The sequence below is a fragment of the Aeribacillus sp. JST-2 genome, from assembly GCF_056032925.1.
Genome location: NZ_JBVVUU010000003.1, coordinates 22864 through 34957 on the forward strand (window position 1 = coordinate 22864; position 12094 = coordinate 34957).

Annotated in this window: 9 protein-coding genes; 4 read left to right on the forward strand and 5 right to left on the reverse strand. The window is 41.6% G+C overall.

Features of this window, described 5'->3' with window-relative positions; all coding sequences use genetic code 11:
- The first annotated feature begins 119 nt into the window (after positions 1 to 119).
- The 3 genes from AC0KTX_RS02375 (at position 120) to AC0KTX_RS02385 (ending at position 3381) form a co-directional block, all read left to right on the forward strand.
- Positions 120 to 1091, forward strand: coding sequence for an MBL fold metallo-hydrolase (locus AC0KTX_RS02375; protein ID WP_474250635.1), 972 nt, complete (start codon positions 120 to 122; stop codon positions 1089 to 1091).
- Positions 1088 to 1882: an SDR family NAD(P)-dependent oxidoreductase gene (locus AC0KTX_RS02380; RefSeq protein WP_474250636.1), complete on the forward strand. Its 795-nt coding sequence runs from the start codon at positions 1088 to 1090 to the stop codon at positions 1880 to 1882. Before AC0KTX_RS02375 ends, AC0KTX_RS02380 begins: the two co-directional genes overlap by 4 nt.
- A gap of 242 nt (positions 1883 to 2124) precedes the next feature.
- The gene (locus AC0KTX_RS02385; protein ID WP_474250637.1) at positions 2125 to 3381 is read left to right on the forward strand and encodes a Y-family DNA polymerase; all 1257 of its coding nucleotides are present in this window, start codon (positions 2125 to 2127) and stop codon (positions 3379 to 3381) included.
- 266 nt (positions 3382 to 3647) lie between these two features.
- Here AC0KTX_RS02385 and AC0KTX_RS02390 read toward each other — a convergent pair whose 3' ends face one another.
- Positions 3648 to 4286 (reverse strand): LysE family translocator, encoded by a 639-nt coding sequence (locus tag AC0KTX_RS02390; RefSeq protein WP_474250638.1) that lies wholly within the window; start codon positions 4284 to 4286, stop codon positions 3648 to 3650.
- Between the two features lie 345 nt (positions 4287 to 4631).
- On the opposite strand from AC0KTX_RS02390, the gene zwf reads away from it, so the two are divergent.
- Positions 4632 to 6107 carry a glucose-6-phosphate dehydrogenase gene (gene zwf, locus AC0KTX_RS02395; RefSeq protein ID WP_474250639.1) on the forward strand — a complete coding sequence of 492 codons (1476 nt, stop codon included), beginning with the start codon at positions 4632 to 4634 and terminating at the stop codon, positions 6105 to 6107.
- Between the two features lie 593 nt (positions 6108 to 6700).
- Here the strand turns inward: zwf and AC0KTX_RS02400 are convergent.
- The 4 genes from AC0KTX_RS02400 to AC0KTX_RS02415 all read right to left on the reverse strand — a co-directional run bounded on the left by AC0KTX_RS02400 (position 6701) and on the right by AC0KTX_RS02415 (position 12065).
- Positions 6701 to 6973 carry an acylphosphatase gene (locus tag AC0KTX_RS02400; RefSeq protein WP_474250640.1) on the reverse strand — a complete coding sequence of 91 codons (273 nt, stop codon included), beginning with the start codon at positions 6971 to 6973 and terminating at the stop codon, positions 6701 to 6703.
- A gap of 733 nt (positions 6974 to 7706) precedes the next feature.
- A complete protein-coding gene (gndA, locus tag AC0KTX_RS02405) occupies positions 7707 to 9119 on the reverse strand; it encodes an NADP-dependent phosphogluconate dehydrogenase (protein ID WP_474250641.1) in 1413 nt (470 codons plus the stop codon).
- 161 nt (positions 9120 to 9280) lie between these two features.
- Positions 9281 to 10504, reverse strand: a complete 1224-nt coding sequence (locus AC0KTX_RS02410) for a DNA polymerase IV (RefSeq protein WP_474250642.1) — start codon at positions 10502 to 10504, stop codon at positions 9281 to 9283.
- Positions 10505 to 10583: 79 nt separating this feature from the next.
- Complete coding sequence (locus AC0KTX_RS02415; protein ID WP_474250643.1) at positions 10584 to 12065, reverse strand: glutamate synthase subunit beta; 1482 nt, start codon at positions 12063 to 12065, stop codon at positions 10584 to 10586.
- Between the last annotated feature and the right edge of the window lie 29 nt (positions 12066 to 12094).

Below are 12094 nucleotides of genomic sequence, written 5' to 3' on the forward strand. Positions count from 1 at the left end.
TATGCAATTAGAACGCCGGCTTGTCAAGTTCGAAAACGAATGACAAAAAGGGTTGACCTTTGTAAAATATGGTTATATCAATCAAAAGCGGTTTCGCTTAAAAAAGGCGGTTTTCAATTATGGGAAGTAAGGTTGCCATTCATAAAATAACAATTCCAACTCCCTTTTCGGTAGGAGATGTCAATGTATATCTTGTAGAAGGGGATGCTTTAACATTAGTGGATGCCGGGCCAAAGACAAGTGAGGCGTGGAACATGTTGAAAAAGCGGCTGAAGGAATTGGGATTTGTCCCGGCCGACCTTGATCAAATTGTTCTCACTCATCATCATCCCGATCATATTGGTTTGCTCGATTTTTTTGATAAAGATCTCCCTGTTTTGGGGCATCGATTAAATACTCCTTGGCTGTGCCGGGACGTCGCTTTTTTTAAGCGGCAATCCGAATTTTTTTTAACATTAGCCAAGCAGCTTGGGGTTCCGGAGAAATTTGCCGAAAAAATGGCCAATTTTGATCTCTCCATCTATTCTTGCACGCATCCCTTGACGACTGCAATCAAAGAAGGGGATAAAGTAGATGGGTTGCCCGGCTTTACGGTCATGGAGACGCCCGGGCATGCCCAAAGCCATATTGTTTTGTATAATGAAAAAAATGGACGGATGATCGGCGGCGATCATTTAATCAAAACGATTTCGTCCAACCCTCTTCTTGAAATGCCTGATAAAGGAAAGGAACGGCCGAGACCGCAGCTTCAATATAATAAATCGTTAAAAAGGCTTCTGGATATGCCCATTTCTGTCGTCTATCCCGGCCATCGGGAGGAAATATTTGAGCCTCATCGGCTAATTCGCCATCGTTTAGAAAGGCAGCACGAGCGGGCTATCAATGTCTGGCATCTTTTAAAAATGAAGAAAATGACTGCATTTGCTCTATGCAAACTGCTTTTTCCGTCCGCCTATGAGCGCGAATTTTTATTTGCCATTTCGGAAACAGTGGCTCAGCTTGATTATTTAGAGAATCTCGGAAAAGTGAATAAACAATTGGAAGATGGGGTTTGGATTTTTTCGACAAACGATGAAGAGGTGAAAAAATGAATTCTCGGCTCAAAGATCGAGTGGTGTTGATTACAGGCGCTTCCGGAGGCCTCGGAGAAAAAATTGCAAGAATGGCTGCCGCAAGCGGCGGACACTTAGTGCTGCTTGCCCGCCGGAAAGATCGACTCAGCAGGCTGGCTGCTGAACTGGAAGCTTCCTTTTCGGTCACCTGTACGTATTACCAGCTTGATATGAGCGATCTTGATGCAGTGACGACTATCTTTTCCAAGATTATAAATGATTTTGACCGCATTGACGTTCTTGTCAATAACGCCGGTTTTGGCATTTTTCGCACTGTCGAAGAAGCTGGACTAGAGGAAATGCAGCAAATGTTTAAAGTGAACGTATTCGGTTTAATCGCCGCGACAAAAATGGTGCTTCCGAAAATGCTTGCCCAAAAGGAAGGCCATATTATCAATATCGCTTCTCAAGCAGGAAAAATCGCCACCCCGAAATCCGGCATTTATGCGGCAACGAAGCATGCTGTTTTAGGGTTTACAAACTGCTTGCGGATGGAAGTGGCCGACAAAGGGATTTTTGTCACAGCCGTTAATCCAGGTCCGATTGAGACGAACTTTTTTGACCTTGCTGACACGTCAGGCGAATATGTTCAAAACGTTAAACGGTGGATGCTTCAGCCCGACGATGTGGCGAGGAAAGTCGTCCGCTCAATGCTTACAAACAAACGGGAAATCAATCTTCCTTTTTGGATGGAACTTGGCGGTGTTTTGTATCGGTTAATGCCTTCTGTTTTCGAGAAAGTAGCCGGGAGCTTGTTTCGCCAAAAATAAAGGAGAGCGTTCTCCGATATGAAAGGATAATATGTCGTCTGTCAGTTTGAAATCCATGATGTTTTTTTGTTGTCGAGCCGGGCGTTGAATTGTTGCGCCCGGTTTTCTTTATTGCCCTATTTCGGGTCGTTCAAATTTTTGGCATTGCAAAGAACTGGAGTAAACTTCCATTGAAAAACGAACATATATTCCCATAAAATAAAAATAACGAACATATATTCGTTTTTTTGGGAGGGTGCGCAATGAATTATGAGGCATTGCCGGAAAAGCGGATCTTATGCATTGACATGAAGAGTTTTTATGCGAGTTGTGCTGCTGTCATCTTGGGGCTTGATCCTTTAAAATCTTACATTGCCATTGTTGGCGATAAAGAGAGGGAAGGAAGCGTCGTATTGGCGGCTTCTCCAAAGCTGAAAGCAGATTTCGGCATTCAAACGGGATCGCGTTTGTTCCAAATCCCGAACGACCCCCGCATTCATCTCATTCATCCGAAAATGACGGTCTACTTGCGGATTTCAACCGAAATTACCCGGCTGTTAAACCGATATGTGCCGAAAGAAAGCATTCACGTGTACAGCGTCGACGAATCCTTTATTGAAGCAGACGGATCCGAAAAGCTTTGGGGGGATGCAAAAGAATTGGCCAAAAAAATAACGGAGGATTTAAAACGGCAATTTTCGCTGCCGTGTGCGGTCGGGATTGGGCCGAATATGCTGATGGCCAAGCTTTGTTTGGATTTGGAGGCGAAAAGAAAAGGAATCGCTGAATGGACGTATGATGATGTCAAGACAAAACTTTGGCCCATCAGTCCGTTAAGCAAAATGTGGGGAATTGGGGCAAGGCTTGAAAAGACATTGAACCGAATGGGAATTTTTACAGTCGGGCAGCTGGCGAATTACCCGCTGGAGCTTCTTGAAAAGAAGTTCGGGATCATGGGAAATCAGCTTTATTACCATGCCTGGGGAGTGGATCTTTCCGATATCGGCGCTCCGCTTATGGAAGGGCAAATCAGCTTTGGCAAAAGCCAAATTTTGCTTCGGGATTATGCGGATCCTGAGGAAGTAAAATGCGTCATTTTGGAAATGTGCGAGGAAGTGGCGAAACGGGCAAGAGAACACCGAAAGGCGGGGCGAACGGTCAGCTTGGGAATCGGCTACAGCAAAAATGAAGGCGGCGGAGGATTTTACCGTTCCAAAACGATGGATGAGCCAACGAATATTACAATGGACCTTTATCATACGTGTCTTTCCCTGTTTGACCGTTTTTATGAGGGGAAGACGGTCCGGAAAATTTCGATCGCCCTTTCCAACATCGAAGAAGACGACACAATGCAGCTTGATTTGTTCCGGCCAAACCGCATGAAAGAACATCGGTTGGGATATGTCATGGATGCCATTCGCAATAAACACGGTTCCGATGTACTCTTGCGGGCGGTGTCGTATACAAAAGCGGGAACAAGCTTAAGGCGCAGCAAACTGATCGGCGGCCACCATGCTTAATCGCCAAGAAACATAAGCCCGGCACTATCGGCATCGTTGATCGTCTGACGGGAATCACGCACACTATAAAATTCTCTGCGGTTTTTTATCCACGCAAAAGTTGTATGGATATTATCATATATAAAAACCAACGGTGCCGGTTCAGCAGCAAACGTAAACTAGACACGATGTTTGAAATTTGTAATATCGAGATATTCCTTATTGGCTGATTAATCTAGAGACTGCTTTAAAGATTCGCATGTCCATCATGACGGTGAAACCCTAGATTAAACCATACGCAAAAACGTTTGAAAGGCTTTATATCCGAAACTTATGCCAAATCCTATCAAAGAAATGCCAGCAGCAACAGATAACCATTTTAACCATTGTTGGCTGATCATTTTTCTTCCGAAATGCACAAACAGCGCTACGGTAAGATCCCATAATGCGATCCCCAAAAATATTGCGCTGCTTTCGAGCAGTGCTTGATATCGTTCAACGGAAGTTAATTCGATAGCCAATACAGATCCGTAAATGCTGACCCAAAAAACAATGTTGAGCGGATTCGATAAGGCAATAAGAAAGCCTGAAAAATAGGATTTAGCCAGGCTTTCTCTTTTTATCTCTCCATTTATTTCTATTTGATCGAATGCTTCTCTTATGCTGCCATAACCTAAATAACATAAAATTAGAAATCCGGAAAGCCACATGATAACCTGTACTAATAATTGCGTTAAAAAGGTGGACAAGCCAAAAAATATGGCAAACATTAAGACTAAATCTGCCGACATACCGCCTAATCCAACAACCCATGAATGAAAAAAGCCAAATTTTATTCCTCTCTTGACCATCTCTATATTAATGGGGCCAATAGGAATCGATAAAGATAAGCCAAGAAGGATCGAGGCAACAAAACTATTAGGCATCCGTTATATCTCTCCTTTTTAATGAACGAGTCATCAAGTTTTCTTAAGTTTGCTTTCTATCCTGTCGGCTTCCATTATGTCTCCCGGATGAACAGGAGAACATGGAAGACCGATTCAAATTAGAGAAGCCGTCACCCAGCTTTCATACGCAACAATACATTGAATTTGTCTAATTATATTAAAGAATTGTTTCAACAAAACGATTAATTATTTGCTTTACAATGCATTTACCTTTACAATTAAATATTTGAAGGTACATAATTTTCAAAAGAGGAGAAATAAGATTCCTCTTGTCAATCATAACACAAAATCAAAGAAAGTATTGAATAAAGCGAGGTACGGTCAGTGGAGAAACTACAAAAACCAAAAGCGATCATTGTTATATTCGGCGCAACAGGAGATTTAGCAAAGCGGAAATTGTTTCCATCCATTTACCGTTTGTATCAAAGCGGTAAGATCGGCGAAGAATTCGCCGTTGTTGGCGTAGCAAGAAGACCATGGACAAACGAAACGTTCAGGGAAAATGTCAAAGAATCCGTGGAAAATTCCGTTTCCGTCAACAGCGATCTAACATCCTTTACATCACATTTTTATTATCAACCTTTTGATGTATCGGATCATTCATCATATCATGACTTAAGAAGTTTGCTTTCCGACTTGGATGGAAGATATCAAACAGAAGGGAACAGAATATTTTACTTGGCGATGGCGCCTGAATTTTTTGGAATAATCGCCAACAATTTAAAAGAACACGGTTTAAAAGATACAAACGGATGGACAAGGCTTGTCATTGAAAAACCGTTTGGACATGATCTCCCTTCCGCTCAAAAATTAAACGATAAAATCCGCGCCGCATTTGATGAAGAACAAATTTATCGAATTGACCACTATTTAGGAAAAGAAATGGTGCAAAATATTGAAGTCATTCGATTTGCCAACGCACTCTTTGAACATTTATGGAACAATCGTTTTATTTCCAATATTCAAATCACTTCAAGCGAATCACTAGGCGTGGAAGACCGAGGCAACTACTATGAAACATCGGGCGCGCTCAGAGATATGGTGCAAAACCACATGCTGCAGATGGTGGCCCTGCTTGCGATGGAACCGCCAATTAAATTAACGACGGATGAAATTCGTTCCGAAAAAATTAAAGTGCTTCGGGCTTTACGGCCGATTAAGGAAAACGAAGTCGACAGCTATTTTGTAAGAGGCCAATACACAAAGGGGACAATCAATGGAAAAGAGGTTATCGGCTATCGAGAAGAACCGAAAGTTGATCCTAATTCCAATACAGAAACGTTTGTGGCCGGAAAAATTTTGATTGACAATTACCGTTGGGCAGGCGTTCCTTTTTACATCCGTACAGGAAAGCGGATGAAAGAAAAATCAACAAAAATTGTTGTCGAATTCAAAGATATTCCAATGAACCTGTACTTTAAAAAGGAAGCCGACCGGGTTCCAAATTTGCTCGTCATCCATATCCAGCCTGATGAAGGGATTACGCTTCATCTTAACGCCAAAAAAGCAGGGGTAAGTTCAGAAGCCACCCCCATCAAGCTTTCATACAACAATAATGGCATCGACGGTATGAATACTCCTGAGGCATACGAAAGATTATTATATGACTGCATGCTCGGGGATGCAACAAACTTCACACATTGGGATGAAGTCGCCTTATCTTGGGCATTTGTTGACACGATTTCAAAAGTTTGGTCGCAGACAACCGCAAATTTCCCTAATTATGAAGCGGGTTCATTGGGACCAAAAGAAGCGGATGAGCTGCTAGCCAAGGACGGCTTCCACTGGTGGCCGATTTAATGACAGTTTTCTATTTACTTAATTAAGGGCCTGTCTGAAAAGCCCATTTTAGTGTTACATGTTTCCAAATAAAAGACCAAAGAATGTTGATTTAACAGCATTCTTTGGTCTTACTTTTTTCATATTTGGGCTGAAAAACCATTTTTCGGACAACCTCTTTTCACATCATTGATGTTTCCGTCTGACATCATGATAAACGGCATCTTTATTTAAATGATTGAAGCATCTTTCGGGCGAAATAGGAAAATATTTCAATAAAAACATAATGTTCCAATTCACTTTCATTGCCATTATTAGCAACTTGGCGAGCTTTTTCAGTAAAAATATGGACAAATCCGTATGATTGTGTAAAATCTTCCTTCCGGCCAAACGAACCAAGATTCCCGCAAATCAAACCGCTTCCTTTTTACACAAAGTTCAGGACTTAATAAAATTATTTCATCTATGCCAATTTGCGGATAAACGACTGGAAACCTTGTTCATCAATAACCTTTCTTTAAATTATCGATTTATGAATAAAAGTCGAAGTTATTAAAAAACAGATCTTCACTGAAACATCATCATCAAGCTTTTTTGTTATCTTTTATTCAAAATTAATAACGAATATCAAACTTTTGAAATTCTTCCACTTCTTCATGTTCCGTTAATTGTATATTTTCAACTTTTGAAAAAGGGCTTCCTTTTTGAATAGAGGCAAGAAAGTCCTGCAAATTTTGTTCCTCTCCTTCTGCAACGATTTCAACCGTTCCGTCCAACTTGTTTCGAACCCAACCGGAAATTTGGTGCTCGATTGCTTTTGATTGCGTAAAATAGCGAAATCCCACTCCTTGTACACGTCCTGAAACAATGATATGATATTGTTTCATTTTTTCACTCCTTTCATAAGTATTGTTCATTTCTATCTTAATCTATTTTGTACCGAATTTAGATATAAACGAAAAGGTTTGCAAATGAATTAACAGAAAAGATTTGAATTTCTATAAATAATGCTAAAGAAAACAAAACCTATATTAGTAAAACATTTGAAAGAGCAACTAAATTTTTATTTGATTTAAAACATCCCATTCTCTTTCACTGTAATGATTGGCAACTTGATGAATTTTCCCGTTTTTCAGCAATCATATTTTATTTTCCAATTTATAGGCGATCGGAATCATATTGTGGATAAAAGAACAATATTTCCCCTTCTGGATAACAAACAAATCAGCATTGTAATCGGAACTAAAGATACTAGCGTCCATCCAACAGCAATACCTTTAGTTTTATTAAAAAAGCAATGGCTAAAGCTAGTTGGCGCTTCATACCATGTGAATAATTAATGGTAAGTTCGTGGATAAACGACTGAATTCCTTGTTCGGCAATCCTCTTTAGACATGTTAAAATGATGAATCTTTTTTAAAGTTTCCGAAAATTAATGTTTTAACGTTTATCCAAAAATTTGAACTACTGTGCTTCATCCGGCAGCTATCACCATTTAAATTTTACAATCTTCAAACAAGCATTGTTTTTCGCATATCACTAAAATTGATAGACAAGAGAGATTTGGTTATGGAGATAGTACATAAAAAAGCATCGGCGAAAACCGATGCTTTTTTGTCGTTATTTATTCAGCCAATCTGTATGGAAGATGCCTTCCTTGTCGATGCGTTGATACGTATGAGCGCCAAAATAATCACGCTGCGCTTGAATTAAGTTTGCCGGCAATGTCTCGGTGCGGTAGCTGTCATAATAAGCGAGAGCAGCAGAAAAACACGGCACTGGAATTCCTCTTTCAATCGCCACCGCAATGACTTGTCTTAATGCACCTTGATAGCTTTCAACAATTTCTTTAAAATAAGGATCCAACAATAAATTTGGAAGGTCGGGATCGCGGTCGTAAGCGTCTTTTATCTTTTGCAAAAACGCTGCGCGGATGATGCAGCCGCCGCGAAAGATCATGGCAATATCGCCGTATTTTAAATTCCATTTATATTCTTCGCTTGCCGCTTTCATTTGCGCAAACCCTTGAGCATAGGAGCAAATTTTGCTCATGTACAGCGCTTTGCGGACGGCTTCAATCAGCTCTTCTTTGTTCCCTTCATAAGGCTGTGCATTCGGTCCGCCCAACAGTTTGCTTGCTTTGACACGCTCTTCTTTCATTGCGGAAATAAAACGGGCAAATACCGATTCAGTAATGATCGGGAGAGGGATTCCTAAATCGAGTGCGTCTTGGCTTGTCCATTTGCCAGTTCCTTTTTGTCCGGCGGTGTCAAGGATGACATCGACAAGCGGCTTCCCTGTCTCATCATCAATTTTTGTAAAGATATCTGCCGTAATTTCAATTAAATAGCTGTCAAGCTCCCCTTTGTTCCATTCAGCAAAAACTTCATGCAGCTCTTGTGCATTTAATCCAAGCACATGTTTTAAAATAAAATAAGCTTCTGAAATTAATTGCATGTCTCCGTATTCAATGCCGTTATGAACCATTTTTACGTAATGGCCGGCGCCGTCCGAACCGATGTAAGTTGTACAAGGTTCTCCGTTCACCTTAGCGGAAATGGCTTCAAAGATCGGACGCACAAGTTCATGAGCTTCTTTTGGCCCTCCCGGCATGATGGAAGGACCTTTTAAAGCCCCTTCTTCCCCGCCGGAAACCCCGGTGCCAATAAAATGGATGCCGCGGTCGGCGAGCAGTTTGCTGCGGCGCTGAGTATCTTTGTAATATGTATTTCCGCCGTCAATTAAAATATCTCCTTTATCAAGATGTGGCAGAAGCTGTTCAATGGTGGCATCAGTAGCTGTTCCAGCTTTTACCATCAATAAAATTTTCCGAGGTTTTTCAAGAGAGTTGACAAATTCTTCAATGCTGTATGTTCCAACAATTTTTTTTCCTTTTGCTTCCTTCAGCATTTCATCCGTTTTCTCCGGCGAACGGTTATAGACGGATACACTGTAGCCTCTGCTTTCAATATTTAAAGCTAAATTCCGCCCCATCACCGCCAGCCCGACGACTCCGATTTGTTGTTTTGACATATTGATTACTTCCCTTTCTATTTCAAATAATGACTAGTCTACAAAACTGAAAATACCATAATTGCCGCCTTCATTTCAAGTGTAAACACCCAAAAGAGGTTCTGCCCAAAAGAACTGAAATTCAACATTTTTTCCGCTTTGAAGATGGTGAGAGGCAAGCCTCACTCCAGCAAAAAGTCTTTTTGAAAACTTGTTCCTTCTGAATGGTTCCCCTTTATAGGTTTTAACCCTTTTCTGACAACTTCTTTCCCATATTTTTGCGATAATGCTTCCAATGCTTGATATAAGGATTCGTTCTTAGCCTCGTCTTCAAACGTGAAAAGATCCAGCTGTTTATAAGCGGCCTTTTTGCCGACTACGTCCTGCCCGGTGACGCCGATCAGCCGAACAGGTTGTTTTTCCCAGAGTTTATCCAATAACATTGATGCATGATGAAAAATTTCCTGCTCATCATCTGTTGGATTTTGCAACTTCATGCTTTTTGTCACGGTTGTCCTGTCTTTGTAGCGAAGCATTATATGAACTTTTGTCGCCAGCGCCTCTTTTTTCTTTAACCGAAGGCTTACAGACATTGACAGCCGTTTTAATTCCATTTTTAATTGTTGCTCATCTTCCGTATCTTTTGGCAATGTTGTCTGATTGCCGACGCTTTTAAAATCATAAATGGAGGACGGATCCACAGGGCGATGATCAATTCCGTTGGCTTTTTCCTTTAACCGAATTCCGTTGATGCCGAGCAATGCTTTTAACTGAACATCATGTGATCCGGCTAATTGACCGATCGTTTCAATCCCGATATTCTTTAATTTTTGAGCCGTTTTTGCCCCCACTCCGTGCATTTCCGAAACGTCAAGCGGCCAGAGTTTCCGTTTTACGTCCCGTTTTCGCAAAATGGTAATGCCGAGCGGTTTTTTCATATTCGATGCCGTTTTTGCCAAAAATTTGTTCGGAGCAATACCAATGCTCGAAGGAAGCAAGAGTTCATCAAGCAAACGTTTTTGGATCGTTTCAGCCAATTTTACTGGATGAATGGCAACATCTGTTACATCCATATACCCTTCATCAATAGACACAGGCTCAACCATTGGCGTGTAGGAACGCAAAATGGAAAACATGGCCTTTGACGCTTTTTTATATCGTTCAAAATTTGGTTTTTTAATGATTAACTGGGGACAAATCTTTTTCGCCTCCCAAACCGGCATCGTTGTTTTTACCCCATAAGCTCTTGCCTCATAGCTGCAAGTCACAATGATCCCTTTTCGTTCCTTCGGATTGCCGGCAATCGCAAGCGGCCGCCCCTTTAGAGAAGGATCGAAGGCAGCCTCGACTGAAGCATAAAAGCTGTTCATATCGATATGAAAAATAACACGGCTCATATCCATCACCCAACACCATTTTAACACATCTCAAAAAGAAAGGTCAGACTGCATCGTGTCTGACCTAGCTAAAGAGAAACATATTGTTTTAAGGAAGATTGGTTGCCCCCATTAAGAAACGATCAACTTCCCTTGCCGCCCCGCGGCCTTCATGGATCGCCCACACGATCAAACTTTGTCCTCTTCGTGCATCACCTGCTGCAAATACACCATCAACATTTGTTGTATATTTGCCGTAAGGTGCGTCGATTTTGTTGTTTCTTGATTCCACGCCGAATTGCTGCAAAAGAGGCTGTTCTGTGCCTTCAAAGCCGATTGCGATAAAGACTAAATCACAAGGCCAAACTTTTTCTGTGCCGGGGATTTCTTTAAATACCGCTTTACCGTTCTCATCAAACGTTTTTTCCATTTGAATCGTATGCAGTTCTTTTACATTGCCGTTTTCATCGCCGACAATTTTCTTTGTTTGAATGCAGTACTCACGAGGATCCCGGCCAAATTTTGTTTTCGCTTCTTCATACGCATAGTCTAATGTAAAAACGAGAGGAGCTTGCGGCCACGGATTATCATCAGACCGTTCTTTCGGCAATGCAGGATGCTTTCCGAATTGGACAACGCTTTTGCATTTTTGTCTCAACGCCGTCGCAACACAGTCAGCGCCAGTATCGCCGCCGCCGATTACGATCACATGCTTGTCTTTTGCATCGATGAATTTCCCGTCTTCAAAATTCGAGTCAAGCAAACTTTTTGTTGCCTTTGTTAAATAATCCATTGCAAAATGGACACCGTTCAATTCCCGTCCTTCAATGGCAAGATCGCGCTGTTTTTGCGCCCCTGTGCATAGCACAACCGCATCATATTGCGAACGGAGCTCATCAGCTGTAATATCTTTGCCAATTTCCGTATTTGTAACAAACGTAATGCCTTCTTCTTCTAAAAGACGCACTCTTCGTTCAACAATTTCTTTTTCAAGTTTCATATTGGGGATGCCGTACATTAACAAGCCGCCGATTCGGTCGGCGCGTTCGTAAACCGTCACAGTATGCCCCGCCTGGTTTAGTTGATCGGCGCACGCAAGTCCGGCAGGGCCGGAACCGACGATGGCGATTTTTTTTCCGGATCTTTTTTGCGGGATTCTCGGCTGAATCCATCCTTCTTCAAATCCTTTATCAATAATGGCTCTTTCAATGCCTTTAATGGCTACAGCAGGATCGGAAATGGCAACGGTGCAAGAACCTTCACACGGAGCGGGACAAACCCTGCCGGTGAATTCAGGAAAATTGTTCGTTTTCAATAGACGATCTAATGCTTCTTTCCATCTTCCTCTATAAACGAGATCATTCCATTCGGGAATTAAGTTATGAATCGGACATCCTGAAGTTAAGCCGTTCAATTCCATTCCCATATGACAGAACGGCGTCCCGCAATCCATGCAGCGGGCACCTTGTCTGGCAAGTGTTTCATTTGAAAATGGAAAGGAATATTCCTTCCAATCATTAAGGCGGGAAAGCGGATCACGTTTTTTTTCTCCTTCACGAACGTACTCCATAAATCCTGTTGCTTTTCCCACTAGTCTCCCCCTCCTTTTCAACTGCACCT

Coding starts and splice junctions, on each gene's coding strand:
- AC0KTX_RS02385 (WP_474250637.1), top strand. CDS start 2,125: ATGAATTATGAGGCATTGCCGGAAAAGCGGATCTTATGCATTGACATG.
- AC0KTX_RS02400 (WP_474250640.1), bottom strand. CDS start 6,973: ATGAAACAATATCATATCATTGTTTCAGGACGTGTACAAGGAGTGGGA.
- AC0KTX_RS02390 (WP_474250638.1), bottom strand. CDS start 4,286: ATGCCTAATAGTTTTGTTGCCTCGATCCTTCTTGGCTTATCTTTATCG.
- AC0KTX_RS02375 (WP_474250635.1), top strand. CDS start 120: ATGGGAAGTAAGGTTGCCATTCATAAAATAACAATTCCAACTCCCTTT.
- gndA (WP_474250641.1), bottom strand. CDS start 9,119: ATGTCAAAACAACAAATCGGAGTCGTCGGGCTGGCGGTGATGGGGCGG.
- AC0KTX_RS02380 (WP_474250636.1), top strand. CDS start 1,088: ATGAATTCTCGGCTCAAAGATCGAGTGGTGTTGATTACAGGCGCTTCC.